At 71.4% G+C, this 22,225-nt stretch carries 24 protein-coding genes; 13 read left to right on the top strand and 11 right to left on the bottom strand.

Annotation, left to right across the window (positions count from 1 at the left end; translation table 11 throughout):
- Positions 1-13 precede the first annotated feature (13 nt).
- Positions 14-670: a GNAT family N-acetyltransferase gene (locus ABWI04_RS12130; protein ID WP_353832429.1), complete on the bottom strand. Its 657-nt coding sequence runs from the start codon at positions 668-670 to the stop codon at positions 14-16.
- A gap of 2 nt (positions 671-672) precedes the next feature.
- Positions 673-801, bottom strand: coding sequence for a hypothetical protein (locus tag ABWI04_RS12125; protein ID WP_353832428.1), 129 nt, complete (start codon positions 799-801; stop codon positions 673-675).
- Positions 802-892: 91 nt separating this feature from the next.
- On the opposite strand from ABWI04_RS12125, the gene ABWI04_RS12120 reads away from it, so the two are divergent.
- From ABWI04_RS12120 to ABWI04_RS12100, 5 genes are all read left to right on the top strand, one after another.
- The gene (locus ABWI04_RS12120; protein WP_345179919.1) at positions 893-1,399 is read left to right on the top strand and encodes a VOC family protein; all 507 of its coding nucleotides are present in this window, start codon (positions 893-895) and stop codon (positions 1,397-1,399) included.
- A gap of 25 nt (positions 1,400-1,424) precedes the next feature.
- Positions 1,425-2,243 carry a MerR family transcriptional regulator gene (locus ABWI04_RS12115; protein WP_353832427.1) on the top strand — a complete coding sequence of 273 codons (819 nt, stop codon included), beginning with the start codon at positions 1,425-1,427 and terminating at the stop codon, positions 2,241-2,243.
- An 84-nt stretch (positions 2,244-2,327) separates the two neighbouring features.
- Entirely contained in the window at positions 2,328-2,918 is a 591-nt protein-coding gene (locus tag ABWI04_RS12110; RefSeq protein WP_353832426.1) for a TetR/AcrR family transcriptional regulator, read from the top strand.
- Positions 2,915-3,589 (top strand): VC0807 family protein, encoded by a 675-nt coding sequence (locus tag ABWI04_RS12105; RefSeq protein WP_353832425.1) that lies wholly within the window; start codon positions 2,915-2,917, stop codon positions 3,587-3,589. The genes ABWI04_RS12110 and ABWI04_RS12105 overlap by 4 nt, the downstream gene beginning before the upstream one ends.
- Complete coding sequence (locus ABWI04_RS12100; RefSeq protein ID WP_353832424.1) at positions 3,586-4,920, top strand: FAD-dependent monooxygenase; 1,335 nt, start codon at positions 3,586-3,588, stop codon at positions 4,918-4,920. The genes ABWI04_RS12105 and ABWI04_RS12100 overlap by 4 nt, the downstream gene beginning before the upstream one ends.
- A 4-nt stretch (positions 4,921-4,924) precedes the next feature.
- On the opposite strand, the gene ABWI04_RS12095 is transcribed toward ABWI04_RS12100, so the two are convergent.
- Positions 4,925-6,562, bottom strand: a complete 1,638-nt coding sequence (locus tag ABWI04_RS12095) for an ABC-F family ATP-binding cassette domain-containing protein (protein ID WP_353832423.1) — start codon at positions 6,560-6,562, stop codon at positions 4,925-4,927.
- Positions 6,563-7,363: 801 nt separating this feature from the next.
- Between ABWI04_RS12095 and ABWI04_RS12090 the strand changes: the two genes are divergently transcribed.
- Positions 7,364-7,897, top strand: coding sequence for a 3'-5' exonuclease (locus tag ABWI04_RS12090; RefSeq protein ID WP_353832422.1), 534 nt, complete (start codon positions 7,364-7,366; stop codon positions 7,895-7,897).
- A gap of 35 nt (positions 7,898-7,932) precedes the next feature.
- Here ABWI04_RS12090 and ABWI04_RS12085 read toward each other — a convergent pair whose 3' ends face one another.
- Positions 7,933-8,349, bottom strand: a complete 417-nt coding sequence (locus tag ABWI04_RS12085) for an ATP-binding protein (protein ID WP_353832421.1) — start codon at positions 8,347-8,349, stop codon at positions 7,933-7,935.
- Between the two features lie 99 nt (positions 8,350-8,448).
- Between ABWI04_RS12085 and ABWI04_RS12080 the strand changes: the two genes are divergently transcribed.
- Positions 8,449-9,261, top strand: a complete 813-nt coding sequence (locus tag ABWI04_RS12080) for a helix-turn-helix domain-containing protein (RefSeq protein WP_353832420.1) — start codon at positions 8,449-8,451, stop codon at positions 9,259-9,261.
- The gene (locus tag ABWI04_RS12075; protein ID WP_353832419.1) at positions 9,258-9,452 is read left to right on the top strand and encodes a DUF397 domain-containing protein; all 195 of its coding nucleotides are present in this window, start codon (positions 9,258-9,260) and stop codon (positions 9,450-9,452) included. Before ABWI04_RS12080 ends, ABWI04_RS12075 begins: the two co-directional genes overlap by 4 nt.
- A gap of 100 nt (positions 9,453-9,552) precedes the next feature.
- Here ABWI04_RS12075 and ABWI04_RS12070 read toward each other — a convergent pair whose 3' ends face one another.
- The 3 genes from ABWI04_RS12070 to ABWI04_RS12060 form a co-directional block, all read right to left on the bottom strand.
- A complete protein-coding gene (locus tag ABWI04_RS12070) occupies positions 9,553-10,305 on the bottom strand; it encodes a hypothetical protein (RefSeq protein WP_353832418.1) in 753 nt (250 codons plus the stop codon).
- Positions 10,306-10,526: 221 nt separating this feature from the next.
- Positions 10,527-10,763, bottom strand: a complete 237-nt coding sequence (locus tag ABWI04_RS12065; RefSeq protein ID WP_353832417.1) for a hypothetical protein — start codon at positions 10,761-10,763, stop codon at positions 10,527-10,529.
- Positions 10,764-10,968: 205 nt separating this feature from the next.
- Complete coding sequence (locus tag ABWI04_RS12060) at positions 10,969-11,241, bottom strand: hypothetical protein (protein WP_353832416.1); 273 nt, start codon at positions 11,239-11,241, stop codon at positions 10,969-10,971.
- Positions 11,242-11,529: 288 nt separating this feature from the next.
- On the opposite strand from ABWI04_RS12060, the gene ABWI04_RS12055 reads away from it, so the two are divergent.
- Together ABWI04_RS12055 and ABWI04_RS12050 are read left to right on the top strand one after the other, a co-directional pair.
- On the top strand, positions 11,530-12,069 hold the full coding sequence (locus tag ABWI04_RS12055) for a hypothetical protein (RefSeq protein ID WP_353832415.1): 540 nt from the start codon (positions 11,530-11,532) through the stop codon (positions 12,067-12,069).
- 146 nt (positions 12,070-12,215) lie between these two features.
- Positions 12,216-13,559 (top strand): hypothetical protein, encoded by a 1,344-nt coding sequence (locus ABWI04_RS12050; protein ID WP_353832414.1) that lies wholly within the window; start codon positions 12,216-12,218, stop codon positions 13,557-13,559.
- Positions 13,560-13,604: 45 nt separating this feature from the next.
- Here ABWI04_RS12050 and ABWI04_RS12045 read toward each other — a convergent pair whose 3' ends face one another.
- On the bottom strand, positions 13,605-15,146 hold the full coding sequence (locus ABWI04_RS12045; protein ID WP_353832413.1) for a GMC oxidoreductase: 1,542 nt from the start codon (positions 15,144-15,146) through the stop codon (positions 13,605-13,607).
- 211 nt (positions 15,147-15,357) lie between these two features.
- Here ABWI04_RS12045 and ABWI04_RS12040 point away from each other — a divergent pair, with 211 nt between their 5' ends.
- Together ABWI04_RS12040 and ABWI04_RS12035 are read left to right on the top strand one after the other, a co-directional pair.
- Positions 15,358-16,437: an NAD(P)H-dependent amine dehydrogenase family protein gene (locus ABWI04_RS12040; RefSeq protein ID WP_353832412.1), complete on the top strand. Its 1,080-nt coding sequence runs from the start codon at positions 15,358-15,360 to the stop codon at positions 16,435-16,437.
- 25 nt (positions 16,438-16,462) lie between these two features.
- On the top strand, positions 16,463-16,942 hold the full coding sequence (locus ABWI04_RS12035) for a carboxymuconolactone decarboxylase family protein (protein ID WP_353832411.1): 480 nt from the start codon (positions 16,463-16,465) through the stop codon (positions 16,940-16,942).
- A gap of 174 nt (positions 16,943-17,116) precedes the next feature.
- Here ABWI04_RS12035 and sigJ read toward each other — a convergent pair whose 3' ends face one another.
- Entirely contained in the window at positions 17,117-18,037 is a 921-nt protein-coding gene (sigJ, locus tag ABWI04_RS12030) for an RNA polymerase sigma factor SigJ (RefSeq protein WP_353832410.1), read from the bottom strand.
- Between the two features lie 204 nt (positions 18,038-18,241).
- On the opposite strand from sigJ, the gene ABWI04_RS12025 reads away from it, so the two are divergent.
- Positions 18,242-19,708, top strand: coding sequence for an MFS transporter (locus ABWI04_RS12025; RefSeq protein WP_353832409.1), 1,467 nt, complete (start codon positions 18,242-18,244; stop codon positions 19,706-19,708).
- On the opposite strand, the gene ABWI04_RS12020 is transcribed toward ABWI04_RS12025, so the two are convergent.
- Both ABWI04_RS12020 and ABWI04_RS12015 read right to left on the bottom strand, forming a co-directional pair.
- Positions 19,701-20,975: an MFS transporter gene (locus tag ABWI04_RS12020; RefSeq protein WP_353832408.1), complete on the bottom strand. Its 1,275-nt coding sequence runs from the start codon at positions 20,973-20,975 to the stop codon at positions 19,701-19,703. The genes ABWI04_RS12025 and ABWI04_RS12020 overlap by 8 nt on opposite strands.
- The gene (locus tag ABWI04_RS12015; RefSeq protein ID WP_353832407.1) at positions 20,954-22,129 is read right to left on the bottom strand and encodes a glycosyltransferase family 4 protein; all 1,176 of its coding nucleotides are present in this window, start codon (positions 22,127-22,129) and stop codon (positions 20,954-20,956) included. The genes ABWI04_RS12020 and ABWI04_RS12015 overlap by 22 nt, the downstream gene beginning before the upstream one ends.
- Between the last annotated feature and the right edge of the window lie 96 nt (positions 22,130-22,225).

The raw sequence follows: 22,225 nt of genomic DNA, 5'->3' as shown, positions 1-22,225 counted from the left end.
CGCGGCGATCGCCTCAGGGCCCGTCTGGCTGAGGGGGCCAGATCATCGTCTGTTGGTGCATCCGCCTGCCGTCGTACCGGAAGCCGGGGACGAGCGGGGTCGGGCCGTGTTCGACGAAGCCCATGCGCCGGAAGAACCGTACGGCGCGGGTGTTCTCGACCAGGGTCTGCAAGTGGCAGCCGGGCGAGCCGGTCTCCCGGAGCCGGTCGAACCAGCGGTTCAGCAGCGCGTCGGCGGCACCGGTGCCCCGTGCCTCCGGTGCGAGGTTGATGTGCAGGTGCGCGGGCCTGCGGGGGTCGCGGTACCCCCACGCGGTAGGCTCCCGCCGCAGCGCGACGGACGCCGCGTCGAATGCCGCACGCGCGAAGAAGGGGGCGGTCCTGGGCCGGAAGACCAGTCGATACTTCCGGATGGCCCGACCGACGCGCTCGCTCTCACTGGGGAACTTCACGCTGTCGAGGCACCCCGCCAGGTAACCGACGAGGGCTCCGTCGAGCACGGCGACGAAGAGCGAGTCCGGTGCCAGGTCCATGTACGGGTCCAGGTAGATGGCCGCTTCGGAATCCTCGTGGCCCCACCGGCCGGCGCTCGGGGACGCTTCACCCGCGCGCCGGAACAGCCTGCGCAGCTCCGCGCGGTCGGTCTCCCTGTAGGAGCGCACCTTGATCATGATCAGCCCGCACAGGCGCGGGTGCGGGTGGCGGGCGGCTCGGCCAGGCCCGCCCGGGCGCCGGTCGGCGACGCCATGGGCTCCAGCGTGCCGAGGCGGTCCGCGGTCGACCGCTCCTCCACCGTAGTCATCTCCTTTACAACGCTCCCAGCGCGATGCCCCATTCCGAGGGGTCCTGTCCGGGCTTGACCCTGACGTTGCGTCAGGCTCCACGCTGAACGCATGAGCGACTACTTCGAAGCGTTCGAGGTCAGCCCGGTTCCTCCGCCCGGGCCTGACGCGACGCCTCCTGAGATCTACCGGGGCATCTACGGCATGCCGATGTTCGTCAACGTGCCGACGTCGGACCTCGCCGCGTCCGCGGACTTCTGGGTGCGCGGGTTCGGTTTCATCGACCTGTTCACGATCCCCGGCCAGGTCACGCACCTTCGACGGTGGAGGTTCCAGGACGTCCTGCTCGTCCCGACCGGCGCCCCGCCGGCCCCTCCGGCGGTGAGCGTCACCTTCTCCTGCGTGCTGAGCCAGATCGACGAGATCGCGCAGGCGTGCACCGCGCTGGTGCCCGGATGCACGGCGGGACCGCGGAAGACCCCCTGGAACACCGTGGATCTGGAGGTCATCACACCGGAGAACGCCCGTGTGATCATCACCGCGGCCCGTGCCCTCGACCCTGACAGCCCCGAGGCGCGCGACCTCGAAGCGGTCGGAATCCCCCTTCCCCAGGAGTGAGACCTCGCATGTCAGACTCGGCGGCGTGACCGACGACGCAGGGGACGATGCCGCGGGCGCCGGCGGGCTGGCCGTCGGGGCCGTGGCATCGCACGCGGGGGTCACCGTCCGCACCCTCCACCATTGGGACGCGATCGGGCTCGTCCGCCCGTCGGGACGGACCGCCGGCGGTTACCGGCTCTACTCGGCGGCGGACGTCGCACGGATCCACCGGGTTCTCATCTACCGCGAACTGGGTCTGTCCCTCGACGACATCGGTGGTCTTCTCGCGGCTCCGGCCGCCGACATGACCGTGCCGCTGAGGCGGCAGCGCGCCCAACTCCTCGACCGGATCTCCCGCCTGCAGGCGATGGTCGACGCGGTCGATCGCCTGATCGAAGCCGCGAGCGCCGGCATCCTGCTCTCCGCGGAGGAACAAGTCGCGATCTTCGGGCGGCGATGGCAGCCGTCATGGCTCGCGGCCGCACGCGACCGGTGGGGCGACACGGCTCAGTGGGCGCAGTCCGCCGAGCGCGCCGCGGGCAGGACCTCCGAGGACTGGCAGCAGATCGCCGGCGACGTCGCGACGCTCGAGAACGACCTGGCGGCGGCCAAGCGCGCCGGCGTCAGGCCGGGCAGCGCCGAAGCCGACGCTCTGGCCGAACGGCACCGGGCCTCGATCGGCGAGTACTTCGACTGCACCCATTCGATGCAGGTCTGCCTGGGGAGGAGATACGCCGCCGACCCCGGCTTCGCGGCCTACTACGACGCGATCGAACCAGGCATGACCGCCTGGCTCCGCGACATCATCGACGCCAACGCCCGCGCCAGAGGCATCGACCCGGACACGGCGACCTGGACCTGACGCCCCGCCCCGGCCGACCGCCGTGAGAGCGGCGCCCGCAGCCTGCCGGTTGACAGATTTACTTGGCTGAGTAATCTCTTACTCATGCAAGTAAATGAGGGGGCGCGTTCCCCGGCCGCCGTCGCGCGGCGAGCGCAGATCGTGGCCGCGGCCATCGAGGTCATCGCCGAGGCGGGGTACGGCCAGGCCTCGTTCGGGCGGATCGCCGAGCACGCCGGGCTCAGCAGCACCCGGCTGATCTCGTACCACTTCAAGGGCAAGAGCGAGCTGATCCAGGCTGTGGTCGACACGGCGCTGGGCGACGCGGCCGCGTTCATGCGGCCGCGGCTGGACGCGGCGGCGACCCGCCGGGACACCCTGGCCGCCTACATCGAGGCGAACCTGGCGTTCATGCGCGACCGCCCCGCGCACATCCGCGCGCTCGTCGAGATCATCGGCGGGACGCGCGGGGGCGAGGGCGTCGCGTTCTCGGACACTCCCGCGGCGATGGCGCGGGAGTTCTTCCGGGCGGGCCAGGCCGAGGGCGAGTTCCGCGCGTTCGATCCGCACGTGATGGCCGTCAGCCTGCGCGCCGCGATCGACGCCGTCGCCACCATGCCGGACGTCGACCACGCCGCGTACGCCCGCGAGCTCGTGGAGCTGTTCGACCGGGCGACCCGCGCGGAGGCGTCGTGAGACCCGCGGCGCACGCCCGGCCCGCCGGCGCCCCCGCCGCGCGGAAGGACCCCGGACGGCTGGCCCCGCTGCTCCCGATCGCGGTCGATCTCGTCGTGCCGATGGCCGTGCTGTACGGGCTGCGCGCGGCGGGCGCGAGCCTGTGGCAGGCGCTGGTCGCCTCGTCGGTCGTGCCGGTGATCGTGGTGGCGGTCCGGTTCGCCCGGAAGCGCGTGGTCGACTACCCGGCGCTGTTCGTGATGGTCCTGATGGTGTTCGGGATCGTCCTGTCCCTGCTGACCGGGAACCCGCGCACCCTGCTCGTCCGCGACTCCTGGATCTGGATGCTCGTGGGCGTGGCCGGCGTGTGGCTCCTGGCCTCGGTGGTCTACGGGCGTCCCGCGCTGATGGTCGTGTTCCGCTCGTTCGTCCTGACGAAGGTCGGGCCCGAGGGGCTGCGGGAGTGGGAGGCCCGCTGGGACCACGACGCCGGGTTCCGGCAGGGCCTGCGGACGCTGACCGCGGTGTGGGGCGCGGCCACGGTCCTGAACGCGGTGCTGCACGTGATCGGCGCCTTCGTCCTGCCGCTGGACGTCGCTCCGTTCGCGCTCAACCTCGTGTGGCCGGTGATCGCCGTGCCGCTGTTCGCGTTCCACCTCGTCTACACCAAGCGGAAGGACCTGCGCGCGTGATCGCCGATGTGATCGTGGCGGGCGCGGGCCCGACCGGGCTGATGCTGGCCTGCGAACTGGCGCTGGCCGGGGTGAGCGTCGCGGTGCTGGAGCGGCGGCCCGAACGCACCGGGCAGTCCCGGGCGCTCAACCTCCAGCCCCGCTCCGCGCAGATCCTCGACTCGCGCGGCATGCTGGAACCGCTGCTGGAGCGCGCCGCCGACACGCTCCCCGCCGGGCACTTCGCCGGTCTGCCGCTCGACTACGGGCCGTGGGGCGAACGGCAGATCGGCATCCCCCAGGCGCGGGTCGAGGAGCATCTCGAAGGACGCCTCGCCGAGCGGGACGTCCCGGTCCTGCGCGGGCACGAGGTGACCTGGGTCGAGCAGGACGAGGCCGGGGTCACCGTCCGCGCCGGGCGGGAGTTCCGCGGCCGGTACCTGGTCGCGTGCGACGGCGGTCGCAGCACGGTCCGCACGCTGCTGGACGTGCCGTTCCCGGGCCGCGACGGCCGCGTGTCCGCCGTCGTCGCCGACGTCACGCTCACGCGGGAGCGGCCCGGCCGGTGGCGGCTGCCCTCGTTCGACCGTCCCGAGGACGGCGTCGCGAACGTCCTGCCGCTGGGGGACGGCCTGTACCGGGCCCTGATCGCCGGACCGGAGCAGCAGACCGCCGACCGCGGCACGCCCGTCACCCTGGACGAGGTGCGCCGCGCCGTCCCCGACGTGCGGGAGATCCGGTGGGCCTCGCGCTTCACCGACGCCTCGCGGCAGGTCGAGCGCTACCGGCACGGGCGCGTGCTGTTCGCGGGCGACGCGGCCCACGTCCACTCGCCGACCGGCGGGCAGGGACTCAACCTCGGCCTCCAGGACGCCTTCAACCTCGGCTGGAAACTGGCCGCCGACCTGCGCGGCAACCCCACGGTGCTGGACACCTACCACGCCGAACGGCATCCGGTCGGGGCCGCCGTCCTGGCGAACACGCGCGCGCAGGGAGTCCTGCTGATCCCTGACGAGGACGTCGCCGCCCTGCGCGGCATCCTGGCCGAACTCCTGAAGATCCCCGAGGCCAACCGCCACCTCGCCGGGCTGGTCTCCGGTCTCGACATCCGCTACGAGCTCCCCGGACGGCATCCGCTCATCGGCCGCACGATGCCAGGGCTCGACCCGGCCGTCCTGCGCTCGGGCCGGCACGCCGTCCTGGAACTGGGCGACCGGCCACGCCACGGCGGCGTCCCGCACCCGCGCGGAGACCTGGACGTGGACGCCGTCCTCGTCCGCCCCGACGGCCACATCGCCTGGGCGGACGACGGCTACGAACCCCTGGAAGCGGCCCTGGCCCGCTGGACCTGACCGGCTACATCTTCATCGGCCGTCCGACGTCGAGACGCGGCCAGTCGGCGAGGTCTCTCAGGAGTTGCCGGTCGTGGGTGGCGACGACGACGGTGGCGCTGGTGGCGCGGATGGCGCTGGTCAGCTCGTCGACCAGCGCCGACGACAGGTGGTTGGTCGGCTCGTCGAGCAGGATCAGGCCGGGGCGCCCGGCCAGGGCGTGGGCCAGGTCGAGGCGCCGCTGCTGGCCCTGCGACATCCGCGCGGTCGGCGTCCGCATCGCGGCGGAGTCCAGGAGCCCGAGCGCCCCGAGCGGGACGACGTCGGCGTCGCGCAGCTCTGCGCGGGCCACCAGCCGCCCCACATGACGGTCGTACACCTCTTGGGCCGTGAGGTCGGGGTCGTGCTCGGTGGTCTCCTGCGCGATCAGGGCGGCCCGGGTGCCGTTCGCTCTCCAGATGCGTCCGTCCGCGGGCTGGAGCGAACCGGCCAACACCGCCAGCAATGTGGACTTCCCGGCGCCGTTGGGTCCGGTGACGAGCAGCCGGTCGCCGCCGTCCAGGGCGAGGTCGACCGGCCCGGGCAGCCGCCCGTCGACGGTGACGCCGTGGGCCCGGAGCTGCGGCACCCGCGACCGGACGCCCAGGTCAGGCCATCGCAGGACCGGCGGCGGCTCCGGCACATCGATGCGGTGCGCCTCAAGGGCGTCCTGCCGCCGGTTCAGGGCCTGCACGACGCCCGGCGCGCGGGACTGGCGCTGGTGCTTGCCGGTGCCCTTGTCCGGCCGCCAACCGGTGGACAGCCTGTCGCGGGCCTTGGACACCTCGTCCCGCAGCCGCCGGTGCTCGGCCCGCTGCTCCTCGAAGTCCTGTTCCCAGCGCTCGCGCTCGCCGCGCCGTGCGTCCTGCCAGGCGTCGTAGCCGCCCGCGTACAGCCGCGGCCTCCCGTCGCGGCTCGGGTCGAGGTCGAGGAACCGGTCGGCGACGTCGCGCAGCAGCGCCCGGTCGTGGCTGACGACGGCGAGCCCGCCGTCGTGCTCGCGCAGCCGCCGGGTCAGGAAGTCCAGCCCGCCGGCGTCGAGGTGGTTGGTCGGCTCGTCGAGCAGCAGCACGTCGTGCCGGGCGGCGAGCAGGCACGCCAGCCGGACCCGGTACCGCTGCCCGACCGACAGCGTCGACAACCGGCGGTCGCGGTCGGTGCACGCGCCGAGCGCGTCGAGGGCGACGTCGACGCGGCGCTCGGCGTCCCACGCGTCGAGCCGGGTGGCGGCCTCCAGCGCCGTGGCGTAGCGGTCGCCGGCGGCCGGATCACCGGCGGCCACGGCCGCGGTCGCCTCGTCCAGCGCCGCGAGGGCCGCGAGCGGGGCGGCCAGCGCCGCGGACGTCAGCGTGCCGACGGTCTCACCGTCGCGCGCCGCCAGCTCCTGGCGGACGAGGCCGATCGTGCCGGCGCGGTGCACGGTGCCCTCGTCGGGCGGGATCAGCCCGGCGAGGACGTGCAGCAGCGTCGTCTTCCCCCGCCCGTTCTCGCCGACGACGGCGATCCGGGACCGGGCCGAGACGGTGACCGACACGTCGTGCAGGATCCGCCGCGACCCGCGGGTGACCGCGACGTCCTGGACGCGGACGTGCGCGCTGCCGCCCGCCGGGACGGGCAGGGACATGCTCTCGGAAAAGGGGGTGAGGCTCAAAGGGTGCTCCGCAGCTCGCCATGGAGCCGGGCAGAATCAGACGACCGCCCGGCAGGACCGGGACGGCGAACGCGGATTCAGAGAAGGAAAGGCGCCGCCGTCAGCGGGCGCTGCGAACCTTCTGCGACCAGATGCCTCGTGCCATGCCGCTCACGCTACCGGCCCCGCCTCACGGCTTCCAGCGAATAAAGCCCCGACGACCACGCCTCCCACCGGCGTTCCATCAGGTGTTCCAGAGCGCCTGGCCGCGGCTGCCGTCACGGTGTACGAGGTGACTGATGAGCCGGTGTCACCAAGGCCGCTACTCGTTCGTGGGTGCCGTGCGGAGGCTCCTGACTCCACCAGCGCGGCTGAGGTCATGCGCATCACCCGCGCCCGCGGCAAGGCCACATGCAGGACGCGTCCCGCCACGGCCCGTAAGAGCGGCAACGTCACCGAGTTGGACAACAAGCGGCGGGTCTCCGGCGACTCCACTGCCGGCCCGTCTCGCTGATCGGCCGGTCTGCCGTGGCCCGTTCCTAGAAGCACGGGCCACGGCGGGCCACCGCGCCTATCCGGGCGCTGAGCGCCGACTGCACCGGGGGGCGGGTACGAGCGGGGACGACCGGAGTCACGATGATCGGACGCTCCGTGGGCTCTCCGAGCTGACCGGTCGGTTGGCGTTCGGCCAAGGGCGTTTATCCGGGCGGACCAAAAGAAGTCGTCAAGCAGGGGTGGTGGCTATAGCGTCACCTGGCCATGGAGCGGTTTGGGCGGTTTCTTAATGTCGTTGATGTGGAGGCGACCTGTTGGGACGGGCAGCCGCCGCCGGGGCAGGCCAGCGAGATCATCGAGATCGGGCTGTGCGTCGTGGACGTGGAGGCGCGGAGCCGGGTCGCCAAGCACCGCATTCTGGTCCGTCCCGTCCGGTCTGGGGTCAGCGCGTTCTGCACCGAGCTGACGGGGCTTACTCAGGACGAGGTCGACGGCGGCGTCGAGTTCCGGGAGGCGTGCGCTCTTCTGGAACGGGAACATCGGTCGAGGTCCCGTGCCTGGGCGAGCTGGGGCGACTACGACCGCAAGCAGTTCGAGCGCCAGTGTTCGGCCGGTCGGGTCGCCTATCCGTTCAGTTCGCGGCACACCAACGCCAAGCAGGCCTTCACCGACTGCTTCGGCCTTAGGCGCAAGCTCGGGATGAGCGCGGCTCTGAGCCATGCCGGGCTGCCGCTTGAGGGCCGTCACCACAGCGGGGCCGACGACGCCTGGAACATCGCCGCGCTGATCCTCAAGGTCATGTCTCATGACGCCCGGCCGGGTGGTGCGTTCTGATCAGCCGGGGCCTGCCTGCCGCTGGACGACCGGCTTCAGGCGTGCATGAGGGCCCAGACGATCTTTCCTTCGCCGGTGGCGGAAGGGCGGGTGCCGGTCTCCTTGGCGAGAGCGGAGACGATGGCGAGCCCGCGGCCGTTCTCGGCCGTGAGCGACGGCGGGCACCGGACCGGCAGGTCAGGGGACGGGTCCCAGCACTCCAGCAGCGGCGCCCCCTCCCGGAGGGCGCAGCCGAGACGGATCCGGTGGCCGTGCGCCGCCGCGACGGCGTTGGACACGATCTCGCTCATGACGAGGCTCGCGTCGTCGACCACCTCACGGTCGAAACCCCAGTTCGTCAGCGTGTAGCGGACGAGCTCCCGAGCCAGCACCACGCTCGACGGCACGGCGAGCACGGTCAGGCGCACCTCCGGAATCCCGTGCGCCGACGTGACGAATTCAAGATCGTTCATGAGAGCCGTCCCCAGTTGGAGGAATGTGCTCTCACTCTTCGTGTCGACGTTCTAACTTGAGGTGATAAGCGGGGGTCGCGATACACCTGTGGGGGAGTGATGAGTGTTCGAGAGTCGATCGACCCGGCGTCCTCGCTGTGGGCCTGGCTGGCTTTCGACCTGTGGTTTTATCGCACGCAGCGGGGTCTCTCCCTGGCTCAGACAGCCATGATCGTCCACGTGACCCGGGCGACCGTATCCAACTGGGAAGCCGGACGCCTCCGGCCGCGCGATACATACCTGAAGCGCCTTGACCAGGCATGGAACACGGGTGGCCACTTCGAACGGCTGCACATGTTCGCTTGCGGTGGACACGATCCGGACTGGTTCAAGCAGTACCTCGTGTACGAGGCGGCCGCCGATGTGATCAAGATGTACCACGGCAAGACCGTTCCGGCCCTGGCGCAGACCAAGGCGTATGCGGAGGCCCTCCTCAAAGCCGCCGGTCGCGTGGACGAAGTCGAAGCAGAGGCCAAAGCTCGAATGAAGCGCCAGGAGGTACTGAGGCGAAATCAGCCGCCCTACCTCTGGATTCTCATCGACCAAGAAGTACTCGACAACGTCGTGGGCGGTCGCGACGTCATGGCGGAGCAGTTGCGCTACCTCATCGAGCTCTCAGACACCGACCGCGTCTGCATCCGCGTCGTCCCACGTACTTCGGGGTGGCACCCAGGGCATGACGGGCACTTCCAGGTGATGACGATCAATGGCCGCGATGTCTCCTACGCCGTCGCGCAGGTCGCCGGTCGTCTGATCGAAGCCGGTGACGAGTCCGCCCTTCTCGAAGTACGTTTCGATCAGATCGGGGCACTTGCCCTACCTCGACCAGGCTCGCGAGAGCTGATGGACCAGACGCTGAGGAAGTACGAATGAACGGCTGGCGTAAGAGTTCCCACAGCGGGGGCGGCAATGACGATGCCTGCGTGGAGTTGGCGGAGCTGGGCGGTCGGGTGTGGGTGCGGGACTCCAGGGATCCGGACGGGGAGCGCCTGGCGTTCGGGCGTGAGGCGTTCGCCGAGCTGCTGGCCCGCGCGAAGCGCAGCGACCTCGACCTCCACCGCTGACCGAGATTCTTCGCGCGGCAGCCGCTTTGCCCGGGCAGCTCGAAGGGCCCGGGTGTGCCGGGCCCTTCGGGTGTGGGTGCGTTCCTGCCGAGGCGCTGCCTCAGTCGGACGCGAGTGCCCCCTCGCCGGTGTTCGCGGCGACGGTCTGTGGCGTCCTCCGCCCCAGGTTCGCGCGGAGGAACAGCCACCCGATGCACAGGGTGGCGATGGCTTCCACTCCCCCCACCGGGAGGACCCAGGAGGGAAGGGTGGAGAGGTTCCCGATGACGATGGTGAAGGCGGTCACCGGGAAGACGCAGAAGATCGTCAGTGTCACCGCGAGGTGACCGATCTTGCCGGTCAGGCGGCCGGGGAGGCCCCGGTGCCACGACTCCCACCCGAAGGGGGTCGCCCCCTCGGGCAGCAGCAGCTTCATGCGCGGCGCGAGCTCGGACCGGATGAACTGGCCGATCTCGCCCACCTTGGTGTCGTTCGCCAGGTAGATCCATCCGAGCGAGAGAACCGCCGGGATCAGCCCCAGCAGCACCAGCAGGGAGGCTCCCTGCGTGATGGCGTAGGCGGCGCCGGCCACCACCGCGAAGGCGGTGTAGATCAGCGTGTCGCGGTAGCCGATCCGCTTGTGCTGCTCGCTCTTCATCTGGTTGAAGTCGGTCGTGAGGACGCCGACCTCGGTCTTCGTCGTCTCCTGCCGCGTCTTGAGGACGTCGAGCCGGGCCTTGTTGAGCTCGAACTGCAGCTTGATCCGGTCGAAGGGGTCGACCTCTGCGCCGAGCCCGTCGAGTTCCGCGGCGAGGCGGTCGAACGTGTTCTGGACCTCATCGAGCCCGTTGTTGAATTCGACAAAGCTGTCCATCGTGGCCTCCTGGCCGTCTCGTTTTATCAGGTCTCGCAATACACCGTCCGGAGCCCTCTGGCCCACGCAAGGCGAAGATCATTCGAATGGCATTCTGTTTCGGTGTGCGCGTTCGTGTCACCTGCACGGAAGGCCACGACCGGAGTGATTGAGGGAGAGCCCCCAAGTGAGAGGTTCGGCGAAAGCAAGGTGATGGCTAATCACCTTTGTCCGGTCAAGATCTAAGATGTGCCGCTTGCCGGACCGGCGCCGCCCGCGAGGAAGGTCCTCGCCGCCACGGTGTTCTGCTGCCGGACCCAGTCGTCGAAGTCTTCGCGGCGGTAGCGCGGGTCGGCGGGCATCAGCCTGATCTGGGGCCGCTCGTCCATCCACCAGATCGTGAAGTCGGTGGTGGTGCCTTTGGCGGGCCACCGCGCGCTGTCCAGAGGCAGATGCAGGACGTCGACGAAGCCGCCCACGGGCAGGCCGAGGTCGATGCCGATCCCGATCGCGCCCGGTCGCGGGACCCAGACGACGGTCCCGACCAGGGGTTGCCCGAGCTGGAGCCGGGACCAGAGTCGGGGCCATTCCGCCGAGTCGGGGCGATACCCCTCGTCGCGCCAGGTGCTGGGGCGGTTGGACTCGTCGATGGAGGACTCCCGGGTGAAGGGTTCGGGTCGAGATCTACGAACGGCCGCACCATCGGACGAGGGCGGGCGGGGGTCGGGACGCGCTCCGCGCGAGGCGATCGCCGAGGAGGATGAGGCTCGCGTCGGCCCGCGGGACGCGGGCGCTCTTTCGGCGTTCCGCCGAACCCGGCTTTCCGGGAGCGGTTTGCGGGGGCACGGCGCAGCCGACCATGCCGAGGAGCATCCCGGCGAAGCTGCCGAGAAAGTGGCTGAGGAGGCCGCCGTAGACGCCCGCGAAGAGGCAGGCGAGTGAGTAGGCGCGTTTCATGGGAAATTCCCTTTTCGTTGCGCTGGTTGGTGCCCTAGGCGTGTTACGGAAGGGACCGTTCGCAGCACGCCGCGAAGCGCAACGCGTTCCGCATGGCGGTCACGCGAAGTCGGAGGTCCCTCAGCGGCGCTCAAAACGGACCTCCCTGCCGGATGGCCGAGCGTCGGCCATGGGACTGCTGCCGGGGCGTCCGTTCCCCATCTCCGGTCGAGTGTCTCTGCCCAGGGCGAAGTGCAGGGTTCCTCCTGGTAGAGGCCCCTACAGGCGCGTCCGCGTATGATCATCGGCGTGTCGCCGCAATTGCTTGGTCTGCTGATCGGTTCCGGGTTCGGTACGGCTTTCGTGCTCGCCAACACGGGAGATCCCCTGCCGGAGGGCGCCGGGATCGCGATGCGGATCCTGGCGGTGGTCTGCCTGCTCGCGGTGGTGGTGGTCGGCTTCCGCGGGGACCGGCGCGGGGCGACGGGCCGGGAAGGGGCGGGGCGCGGCGACGGGCGGCCGGGGTGGTTCGGGCCGCGGTTCGGGCTCGTGGTGGTCGCGGAGTTCGCGTTGATCTTCGGCGGGATCGCGGTGCTGAGGGCGCTGGACGCGCCGCAGGAGATCAATGTCGCCTGGATCGCGTTGATCGTCGGTCTGCACTTCGTCGTGCTGGCACGGGTGTGGAAGAGGGGCGCCATCGCGGTGCCGGGGGTCGTGCTGTCCGCTCTCGGAGCGGCCGGAATGATCATGGCCGCGGTGTCGTCCGTGGAGTGGATCCCGTTCGTCAGCGGTGCCCTGTCGGGCGTCACGCTGCTCGCGGGATCGCTGTACGGCGCGGCGCGGCGATGAGCCGGTCTCCCGCCCGGGTCGCCGCCCCCAGCGGATGCCCGTCCTCTCCTTCAGGAAAGGCCGCGTCCCTGGTCATGAGGCCGCCTGCGAGGCCGGATCCGGTCGCGCCATTCCGCTGACCGACCGGGCGGTATGTAATGCGCACCATGCGCCTCCGCCCCCTCGCCGTTCTCTCCGCTCTCGTGCTCGCGGCACTCGCCCCGGCGGGGACGGCCCGCGCCGATCGCGTCCCCGGCGACCAGCCGCTTCCCGGCTACACCATCGCCAACCCGCCGCTCCCGCCCCTCCAGGTGCACGGGAAACCGTCACGGGTGCTCCAGGGCGTCCACCGCCACGCGGCCTATGACATCGAAGTGCCGCCGCAGTGGAACGGCAGGCTGGTGCTCTGGGCCCACGGCTACGCAGGCAAGGGCCACGTGCTGACGGTGGAGCCACCCCAGTACGGCCTGCGGCAACGCCTTCTCGACCAGGGGTACGCGTGGGCCGCGTCGTCCTATTACGACAACGGGTACGACGTCCGCGCAGGCGTGCTGAGCACCCGCGACGTGGCCGAATTGTTCGCCCGTGAAGTGGGACGTCCCAAGCAGCGCTTCATCACCGGTGTCTCCATGGGCGGGCACATCATCGGGCGCTCGCTGGAGCAGTTCCCCGGGTATTACGACGGCGCGCTTCCCATGTGCGGAGTCCTCGGCGACCAGGAATTGTTCGACTATTTGCTCGACTACAACCTCGTCGCTCAGGACCTGGCCGGAGTTCGGGAGTACCCGGTCACCGCGCAGTACTTGACGGCGACCGTGCCGAGGATCGAGGCGGCGCTCGGGCTGACCGCGCTGCGGCCGGGCGGGCCGGACACCACGAACGAGCGCGGGAAGCAGTTCCGCTCGATCGTCATCGACCGGACGGGCGGGACGCGTCCCGGCGCCGTGCCGTCGTTCGCGCTCTGGAAGGACTTCCCGTTCACCCTGGCCGAGCCCTCCGACCCGGACGCCACCCTCGCCGAGAACCCAGGTCAGGTCGGGACCAATCAGTTCACCCGGTACGAGCCGAACGAGCCGGTGGACGTGAACGGGACGGTCCAGCGGGTGCGCGTCGAGAACCTGCCGGCGCGGCTGTCGAACCGCCTCTCCCAGGTTCCGCGCATCAGCGGGCGTCCGGACGTCCCGGTCCTGAGCCTGCACGGGCTGGGGGACCTGTTCGTCCCGTTCTCCATGGAGCAGATCTACGCGAGGGACGTCGCGCGGAACCACCGGTCGGGCCTGCTCGTCCAGCGGGCCATCCGCACGAGCCAGCACTGCGAGTTCTCGAACGCGGAGGCCGGCGCGGCCTGGGACGATCTCGTCCGCTGGGTCGGCGGGGGCGCGCGGCCCGCGGGCGACGTGACCACGCGGCCTTCGGCGGTGGCGCGTCCGGACTACGGCTGCCGGTTCAGCGATCCCGCCGCCTACGCGGCCGGGACGGGGACGCGGCGGCTGTTCCCCGCCTGCCCGTAGCGGGGGTCCGGCCACACGCGCCCGTGGCCGGATCCCGGTGGATCATCACAGGTCGGTGGCGATGATCTTCTCGATGTTCCGCTCGGCGAGGGCGGTGATGGTGACGAAGGGGTTCACGCTGGTGTTGCCCGGGATGAGCGAGCCGTCGATGGCGTAGAGGCCGGGGTGGCCGTGCAGGCGGCCGTAGTTGTCGGTGGCCTTGTTCAGGACGGCGCCGCCGAGCGGGTGGTAGGTGAGGTGGTCGCCCCAGATCTTGTAGGTGCCGAAGAGGTCGGTCCGGTAGATCGTCCCCTCCTTGCTGTTGATCTTGTCGAAGATCGACTTGGCCATGTCGATGCTGGACTGCTTCCAGGCGGTCTGCCAGTTGAGGTCGACCCGTCCGGCGGAGCCGTTCCACGAGAACTCGGCCCGGTGCGGGGTGTTGGTGATCGACAGGTAGAACGAGGCGTACGTCTCGATCCCGGTCGGCAGGGGCGCGACCTCGGCGAACGCGCCGCCGGCGTCCCAGTTGTCGATGCCGCCCGTCGGCATGCCCGACTGGAGGCTGCCGGTCGGGTCCCACAGGTGGTTGGCGCGGCCGACCATGACGTTGCCGTTGTCGCCCCAGCCCTTCCCGATCTCGCCGTTCAGGTTGGGCAGCGCGCCGGTCGCCTTGAGCTTGACCAGAAGCTTGCTGGTGCCGACGCTGCCGGCGGCGAAGAACACCCGCGCGGCGGTCACCGTCTTGGTCGCCACGACGTTCCCGCTCGTGTCGATCTGGTCGATGGCGACCGTGTACCCGCCGCCGGACGCGGGCGACACCGACGTCACCCGGTGCTGCGCCGAGATGGCGACCCGGCCCGTGGCCTTGGCCTGCGCCAGGTAGGTCTTCTGGAGTGACTTCTTGCCGTAGTTGTTGCCGTAGAGGATCTCGGCGTTGAGCGCCGACTGCGGCACGGCGCCGGCGGCCTCCTGCTTCATGTAGTTGAAGTCGTAGACGTTCGGGACGTAGACGAACTCGAACCCCGAGCGCTGGGCGTGCTTCCGCCCGACCCGCGCGTACTGGTAGCAGTCGGTGGTGTCGAACCACGCCCGGTCGATCTCGTTGACGCCCAGCCCGGAGTTGGCGCGCGGGTAGTAGACGTTGTACATCTCGTCGGCGTTCACGGAGGGCAGGATGGCGCTGAACCGCGACCGCTTCGGCGTGACCGCCATCCCGCCGTTGACGAGGGAGCCGCCGCCGACGCCCCGGCCCTGGTAGACGAGGATGCCGCCGAAGTCCTCGGCGTCCAGGATCCCGGTGTACTTCGGGACGTCCTTGTCGATCGGGAAGCCGAGGAAGTTGCTGAGCGGCTGCTTGGTCCGTGTCCGGAGCCAGTAGGCGCGGTAGTCGGGGGACCTCATGCCCGAGAAGATCTTGCCGTCCGAGCCCGGGGTGTCCCAGGTCATGCCCATCTCGACCATGTGGACGTCGACGCCCGCCTGGGCGAGGCGCAGCGCGGCGACCGAGCCGCCGTACCCGGTGCCGATGACCAGGACGGGGACGCGGGCGCCGTTGGGGATGGGCGCCGGGACGGGGGCCGCCGAGGCGCCGGTCCGGCCGAGCATGCCCAGTCCGACGATAGAACCAGTTCCAACGATGAAGCCGCGACGGGACACGCTAAGGGACGGGGTGGAGTCACGCATGTGACCTCCCTCACTCGTGAGATTAGAACGTGTTCTATATCGAAAGATGAGGCGCGTCACGAGCTGACCGAAACTTTCTCGTGTCCACATGTGGACTACCAAGTGCTTGCTTGGCAGCTGGTACATTCCGCGCATGATCTCCGTGGTCGTCTGGGGTACCGGCAACATGGGACGGCTGGCCGTCCGCTCCGTCGAGGCGCATCCGGCGCTCCGGCTGACCGGCGTGATCGTCCACGATCCCGCCAAGGTGGGGCGGGACGCGGGCGACCTCGCCGGCCTCGGCCGCGACCTCGGCGTCGCGGCCACCGCCGACGCCGAGGGCGTGCTCGCCGCCCGCCCGCAGGCCGTCGTCTACGCCGCGTCGGGCGACGTCCGGCCCGACGACGCGCTCGCCGACGTCCTCAGGGCGATCCGCGCGGGGGCGGTCGTCGTCACCCCCGCCCTCTACGCCCTCTACGACCAGCGCGGGGCGCCGCCCGAGACGCGCGCGGAGGTGCTGGACGCGATCGCCGAGGGCGGCGGCTCCCTGTTCGCCTCCGGCGTCGACCCCGGGTGGGGCAACGACGTGCTGCCGCTGCTGGTCAGCGGCCTCGGCGGCACGATCGACGTGGTCCGCTGCCAGGAGATCTTCGACTACTCGACCTACGACCAGCCCGACTCCGTCCGGTACCTGGTCGGCATGGGCCAGCCGATGGACTACGAGCCCCCGATGCTCGCCGCGACCGTCCCGACCATGGTGTGGGGCGGCCAGGTCCGGCTGATGGCCCGCGCGCTCGGCGCCGAGCTGGACGAGATCCGCGAGACCGTGGACCGCCGCCCGCTCGACGCCACGATCACCACCGCGTCCATGGGCGAGTTCGAGAAGGGAACGCAGGGAGCGGTGCGCTTCGAGGTCCAGGGCATCGTGGCGGGCGAGCCCCGCATCGTCGTCGAGCACGTCACGCGCATCCACCCGTCGTGCGCGCCGGACTGGCCGATGCCCCCGGACGGCGACGGCGCGCACCGCGTGGTCATCGAGGGCGTCCCGCGCATCGAGGTCACGGTCGAGGCAACCGACGAGCACGGCAACCGCGCCGCCGGAGGGAACGCCACGGCAGCCGGGCGCCTGGTGAACGCCATCGACTGGCTCGTGGACGCCGAACCGGGCCTCTACGACGCGCTCGACGTTCCCGTCCGTCCCGCCGTGGGCAAACTCGGCAGGACGGCGCCATGAGAGGCGTCAGCAGAAGGGCAGGCCCGTGAAAATCGAGATCCCCGAGGGCAAGGACCCGATCCAGTACGTGTGGGGCGAGATGGTGCCGGGCATCGGCCCCGCCGCCTCGAACCTCTCCCTCGCCGTCTACGCGCACACCACGCTCGGGCTCCGCGAGTTCGAGGCCGCCCGGCTCCGCGTCGCCCAGCTCAACGGCTGCCTGTTCTGCCTCGACTGGCGGACGGAGCGCGACGGCGAGAAGGTCGAGGAGGGGTTCGCCGACGCGGTGACCGAATGGCGCACCACGGGCGCCTTCGACGACCGCACCCGCCTCGCCGCCGAGTACGCCGAGCGCTACATCCTCGACCACCACGGCCTGGACGAGGAGTTCTGGACCCGGATGTCCGCCTGCTACACCCAGGCGGAGATCGTGGAGCTGAGCATGTGCATCGGCTCGTGGCTGGCCTTCGGCCGCCTCAACCGCGTCCTCGGCCTCGACGCGATGTGCGTCCTGCCGCACTCCTGACGCGGAGGCGGGCCCGGCGCCACCCCGCGCCGGGCCCGGTACGCGGGACAACCGCAGAACCCCTTCGGACCCAGGCATCAGCGAACCACGACCCCACGCGTTAAGTCAACTATTCCGACTGTCTTAGTAGGTATTGCACGTGAGGGCGCGTGACGCCGTCTCACGACGCGCCCGTCAGCCGTCCCCCTCGCCCTGCTGGTCCTCATCGATGTGGGTCAGCTTGTCGGGGTTGGTGACGGCGTAGACGCCGCGGACGCGGTGGCCGTCCTCGTCCAGGTCGAGGACCATGACCGCGAACGGCGCGTCCTGGTCGAACAGCACCGCGGACGGGTCGCCGTTGACGGTGCGGTAGACGACGTCCAGATCCATGGGCCTCCGGGCGGCCGTCCCGGCGATGGCGCGCGCCACCTTGCCGGCCCCCTGGATGGGACGCAGCGCCGCCGTGGCCCTGGACTTGCCGCCGCCGTCCGTCCACAGCGTCACGTCCGGCGCGAGGATCTCCATCAGCGCCTCCAGGTCGGCGCCGAGGGCGGCCTGCAGGAACCGCTCCGTCGCCTGCCGCTGCACCTTCGGGTCGGCCTGGTAGCGCGGGCGGCGGGCGTGCACGTGCTCCCGGGCGCGGTGCGCGAGCTGCCTGATCGCCGCCGGGCTGCGGTCGAGGATCGGCGCAATCTCGGTGTGGGCGTAGCCGAAGACCTCGTGCAGGACGAACACCGCCCGTTCCAGCGGCGTGAGCGTCTCCAGGACGACCAGCAGCGCCATCGAGACCGCCTCGGTGCGCTCGGCGGCGTCGTCCACGTCGGCGCGCGCCACCAGCGGCTCGGGCAGCCACGGCCCCACGTACGTCTCGCGCCGGCGGCTGATCGCGGCCTGCCGCGACAGCGCCGTGTTGACCGCGATCCGCACGAGGTAGGCGCGCGGATTCTCGACCTCGCCCGCGGCGCCGCCGCGCGACGCCCACGCCAGCCACGCGTCCTGCAGGACGTCCTCGGTGTCGGCGACGCTTCCGAGCATGTTGTACACCACCGAGAACAGCAGCTCCCGATGATCGGCGAACACCCGCGTGGCGGTGTCGTCCGCGATGCCTTCGGACATGGCTCGACCTCCTGTGCGCTCCCCCCTCAGAGCGAGACCGGACCCCCGATCGTGACATCCGCGGCCGGAATGTGACCTGGACCTCATTCGCGTCCCGCCGCGTCACACACCCGCCCTCCCATCCGCTCATGGGTCGCGGAACGAATCAGCCAGGGGACCCTGGCGCCCCGCGCCCGGCGCGGGCCCACCGACCGGAGACCTCCCATGACCGAATCCCCTCCGTCCTTCCTCGCGACGGGACGCGGCAAGCTCACCCTGACCCTGCTGTGCGCCATCGCGTTCCTGGACTTCATCGACGCCTCGATCGTCAACGTGGCGCTGCCCGCGATCCGCGCCGACCTGGACTTCTCCGTCCAGGACCTGCAGTGGGTGCCGTCCGGCTACCTGCTGACCTACGGCGGGTTCATGCTGCTCGGCGGGCGGCTCGCCGACCTGCTCGGACGCCGCCGGATCGTGGTCGCGGGCACCGCGCTGTTCTCGCTGTCCTCGGTCGCGGGCGGGCTCGCCGCCACGTCCGGGACGCTCATCGCGGCGCGGCTCGCCCAGGGCGCGGGCGCGGCGCTGATGCTGCCGGGCACGCTGTCGATCCTGACGACCACCTTCAAGGAGGGCGGCGACCGCGGGAAGGCGCTCGGCGTGTGGGGCGGCGTCGGCGGCGGCGCCTCGGCGGCCGGGGTCCTGTTCGGGGGGCTGCTCACCGACGGGCCCGGCTGGCGCTGGGTGATGCTCGTGAACGTCCCGGTCTGCGCGATCGTCATCGCCGGGCTGTTCCTGCTCGTCGAGGGCGACCGGCGCACCACCCGGCTCGCCGGCTTCGACGCGCTCGGCACCGTCCTCGTCACCGGCGGCATGCTGCTTCTGGTGTTCACCCTGGTCAAGGCCCCGGAGGTCGGCTGGGACGCGGGCCGCACGATCGGCGGTCTGGCCGGAGCCGCCGCGCTCCTGGCGGCGTTCCTGCTCAACGAGCAGCGCAGCCGCGACCCGCTGCTGCCACTGTCGATCTTCCGGATCCGGGGGCTGGCCGCCGCGGACGTCACCCAGCTCGTCGCGGTCGCCGGGTTCCTGTCGATGTTCTTCTTCCTCAGCCTGTACATGGTGAACGTCCTCGGCTACTCGCCCCTGGAGACCGGCTCGGCCTACCTGCCGCTCTGCGCGGGCGTGGCGGTCGCCGCGGGAGCGTCCGCCCCGCTCATCGGACGCGCCGGGACCCGCCCGGTGATGATCGCCGGGCTGCTGCTCGCGGCCGCCGGCACCTACCTGCTGTCGCGCATCCCGGTGGACGGCCACTACCTCACCGACCTGCTGCCCGGCCTGATGGTCACCTCGTTCGGGCTCGGCTTCACGTTCGTGGCCGTCACCACCGCGGCCAACGCCAACGTCCCGCCGGACCGGGCCGGGCTCGCGGCGGCGCTGCTCAACGCCTCCCAGCAGATCGGCGGCGCCCTCGGCCTGGCGATCTTCTCCGCGGTCGCCACCGCCCGCACCGACGACCTGCTGGCCGACCGCAGGCCCGTGCCCGAGGCGCTCACCGGCGGGTTCTCCCGGGCGCTGCTGGCCGGCTCCCTCTTCCTGGCCGCCGCGGCCGTCGTCGCCCTCCGCGCCGCCAACAGCCGAGGGGAGGCGTCCGCGCCGGAGCCGGAGAAGAAGGCCGGCCCCGTCCCCGTCACCTAGAGGCGATGTCCTTCGCGCCGGGGACGCGGATCAGTGTCGCCCCGAACAGGACGATGAGGCCGGACATGGCCAGGGCGAACTGGGACGGCGACAGACCGAGCGGCGACACGCCGGCCTTCCGCAGAAGGTCGGACGCGGCCCCGGCGAGCAGCGCGGCCAGCGCCAGGCCGAACCGCAGGACGGCGTGGAAGGCGGTGAGGGCGAGGTTCCGGTTGACGCCGCTCAGCGCCTCCTGCAGGTAGGTGATCCCGCCGACCAGGGCGCTGGTCGCCGCCGCGCCGAACAGCACGGCCCCGATGAACGCCCACGTCACCGTCCCCAGCAGCGCCATCATGAAGATCACCACGCCCTGCACGGCCGTCCCGACCCGGATCTGCACCTCCAGGTTCCGCACCTTGCGGTGAATGATCAGCAGCCCGACGAGCGCGCCCACCCCGAACAGCACCACCAGCGTCCCGAACTCCAGCGGCCCCGCGGTCAGGACGTTCCGCACGAACACCACGCCCAGCGAGAACAGCGCGCCCAGCCCGAGCGACACCACCGCCACCCCCGGCAGGACGCCGCGCACCACGGGCAGCCGCAGCGCCGCGAGGAGTCCGCGGGGCGACGCCTCCTGCTCGCTCCGCTCCACCTCCAGCCGCTCGGCCGGCCCCGGACCGAGATCGGGGATCGAGCGGATGGCGAGGTAGCAGGCGAGGTACGTCAGGGCGTCCAGCCAGAAAACCACCAGGTAGCGCAGATGGGTGCCCAGGCCGATGTGCTGCGAGAAGTAGAGGATCAGCCCGAACGCCCCCGCGCCCACCGGGATCATCCCGTACGAGGTCGCCATCGTGATCCCGTTGGCGATCTCCAGCGTGCCGGTGTCGTGCCGGTTCTCCTCGTCCTCGATGAGGAACGGGATGGACGCGTCCCGGGCCGGCAGGAAGATCAGGCCCGCCACCTCGATCATGAAGGCCCAGAAGTACACCCACCCCAGCCACGGCACGATCGGCAGCGCCAGCGCCATGCCCGTCTGGACCAGGGTCGACCACATCAGCACGCTCCGCCGCCGCCAGCGCGTCACCACCCGCGCCGCCACCGGCGCGCCCAGCGCGGACGGGAGCAGCCGCAGCACCAGGACGCCCCCGACCGCCGTCGTGGAGTCGCTGAGCTCCAGCACGAAGTACATCAGCGCCAGCGTGCCCATCCAGTCGCCGAACGAGGACACCGTCTGGCCGATGATGAGCCGCCGGAAGTCGCGCTTGTTCAGCTGCTCCCTGAGTCCCATGCGGGCTCCATCCCCGGTGTGTCGTGCTTCGGCGGCGCGTCGAGGACGGAGCCCTTCAGCAGGGCGGCGAGCCGCCCCGCGGCGGCGTCCCAGCTCCACCGCTCGCACGTCCACCGCCGTCCGGCCGCCCCCATCGCGGCGGCGCGCGCGGGGGAGCCGAGCATGCGGTGCAGGGCCAGGGCGATCTCGTCCGGCCCGGTGGCGTCGACCAGGACCCCCGTCCGGCCGTCGATCAGGGACTCGGGGCTGCCGCCCGACCGGCCCACCACCACGGGCAGCCCCGACGCGGACGCCTCCAGCACCGACAGGCCCAGCCCCTCGGTCTGAAGCCCCGCCCGGTCGTCGCGGCACGGCAGCGCGAACACGTCGGCGGCCGCGTAGTAGCGCGGCAGCTCCGCCGCGGGAACGGGCCCGGCCACCGTGACCGTCCCGGGCGCCTCCCGGTCCGCCATCTCGGTGAGCCTGCGCCGCATCGGACCGTCCCCGACGATCACCAGCCGCGCGTCGGGGCACCGGCGCACCACGTCCGCCCACGCGCGGACCAGCATGTCGTGCCCCTTGCGCCGGACGAGCCGCGCGACGCTGAGCACCACCGGCCCGCCGCCGAGGCCGTGCCGGCGGCGGACCGCCGTCCCGTCCAGCCCCGGCCGGAACCGCACGGTGTCCACGGCCCCGGCGAGCCGCGCCAGCCGCGTCCGGTCGCCGACGGCGTCCCGCAGCTCCGGCAGCGTCGTCGTGCTGAGATGGGTGAGGACGTCGAACGACCGCGCCGCCGCCCGCAGCGCCGCCCGCGTCGGGGGAGCCCGGAACCACCCCAGCTCCTGCCCGTGCGCGGACCCGACCAGCCACCGCACCCCGGCCGCCCGCACCAGCGGCGCGTACATCCCGAACGGCGCCGCCGCCGTGATCCACCCCGCCTCGACCCGGTGCCGCACCACGAGCCGCCGCAGCCCCCGGAACAGCAGGTACCCGCGCCGCCGGACGACGGGGAACCCGAGCTCGGCGTCGAACTCCGCGGCCCCGGGCCAGGCGGGCGCCACGACGAGCAGCCGGTCTTCGGGCAGCCGGCGAGTCAACTCCCACGTGAACGTCTGCACACCGCCGGGCTCCGGTGGAAAGTGCCCGGTCAGCACCAACGTCCGCGGTATCTCCATGCGTCCACGATTTCCCGCCCAGACGCCCCCCAACCAATCCACCAGGCCACGAGCCGATATATGCCTCCCAAAGCACCAGCACAAGTCGACCCGAAC

The sequence above is a fragment of the Actinomadura sp. NPDC000929 genome (assembly GCF_040492065.1).
GTDB lineage: Bacteria > Actinomycetota > Actinomycetes > Streptosporangiales > Streptosporangiaceae > Spirillospora > Spirillospora verrucosospora.
Note: the sequence above shows the minus strand (reverse complement) of the source record. Positions and strands in the feature narration are given on the sequence as shown.

Excerpts from the sequence above, each read along its gene's own strand:
- ABWI04_RS12130 (WP_353832429.1), bottom strand. The coding sequence starts at position 670 with ATGATCAAGGTGCGCTCCTACAGGGAGACCGACCGCGCGGAGCTGCGC.
- ABWI04_RS12125 (WP_353832428.1), bottom strand. The coding sequence starts at position 801 with ATGACTACGGTGGAGGAGCGGTCGACCGCGGACCGCCTCGGCACGCTG.
- ABWI04_RS12120 (WP_345179919.1), top strand. The coding sequence starts at position 893 with ATGAGCGACTACTTCGAAGCGTTCGAGGTCAGCCCGGTTCCTCCGCCC.
- ABWI04_RS12110 (WP_353832426.1), top strand. The coding sequence starts at position 2,328 with ATGCAAGTAAATGAGGGGGCGCGTTCCCCGGCCGCCGTCGCGCGGCGA.
- ABWI04_RS12095 (WP_353832423.1), bottom strand. The coding sequence starts at position 6,562 with ATGTCCCTGCCCGTCCCGGCGGGCGGCAGCGCGCACGTCCGCGTCCAG.
- ABWI04_RS12085 (WP_353832421.1), bottom strand. The coding sequence starts at position 8,349 with ATGAACGATCTTGAATTCGTCACGTCGGCGCACGGGATTCCGGAGGTG.
- ABWI04_RS12080 (WP_353832420.1), top strand. The coding sequence starts at position 8,449 with ATGAGTGTTCGAGAGTCGATCGACCCGGCGTCCTCGCTGTGGGCCTGG.
- ABWI04_RS12075 (WP_353832419.1), top strand. The coding sequence starts at position 9,258 with ATGAACGGCTGGCGTAAGAGTTCCCACAGCGGGGGCGGCAATGACGAT.
- ABWI04_RS12070 (WP_353832418.1), bottom strand. The coding sequence starts at position 10,305 with ATGGACAGCTTTGTCGAATTCAACAACGGGCTCGATGAGGTCCAGAAC.
- ABWI04_RS12060 (WP_353832416.1), bottom strand. The coding sequence starts at position 11,241 with ATGAAACGCGCCTACTCACTCGCCTGCCTCTTCGCGGGCGTCTACGGC.
- ABWI04_RS12050 (WP_353832414.1), top strand. The coding sequence starts at position 12,216 with ATGCGCCTCCGCCCCCTCGCCGTTCTCTCCGCTCTCGTGCTCGCGGCA.
- ABWI04_RS12045 (WP_353832413.1), bottom strand. The coding sequence starts at position 15,146 with ATGCTCGGCCGGACCGGCGCCTCGGCGGCCCCCGTCCCGGCGCCCATC.
- ABWI04_RS12040 (WP_353832412.1), top strand. The coding sequence starts at position 15,358 with ATGATCTCCGTGGTCGTCTGGGGTACCGGCAACATGGGACGGCTGGCC.
- sigJ (WP_353832410.1), bottom strand. The coding sequence starts at position 18,037 with ATGTCCGAAGGCATCGCGGACGACACCGCCACGCGGGTGTTCGCCGAT.
- ABWI04_RS12025 (WP_353832409.1), top strand. The coding sequence starts at position 18,242 with ATGACCGAATCCCCTCCGTCCTTCCTCGCGACGGGACGCGGCAAGCTC.
- ABWI04_RS12020 (WP_353832408.1), bottom strand. The coding sequence starts at position 20,975 with ATGGGACTCAGGGAGCAGCTGAACAAGCGCGACTTCCGGCGGCTCATC.
- ABWI04_RS12015 (WP_353832407.1), bottom strand. The coding sequence starts at position 22,129 with ATGGAGATACCGCGGACGTTGGTGCTGACCGGGCACTTTCCACCGGAG.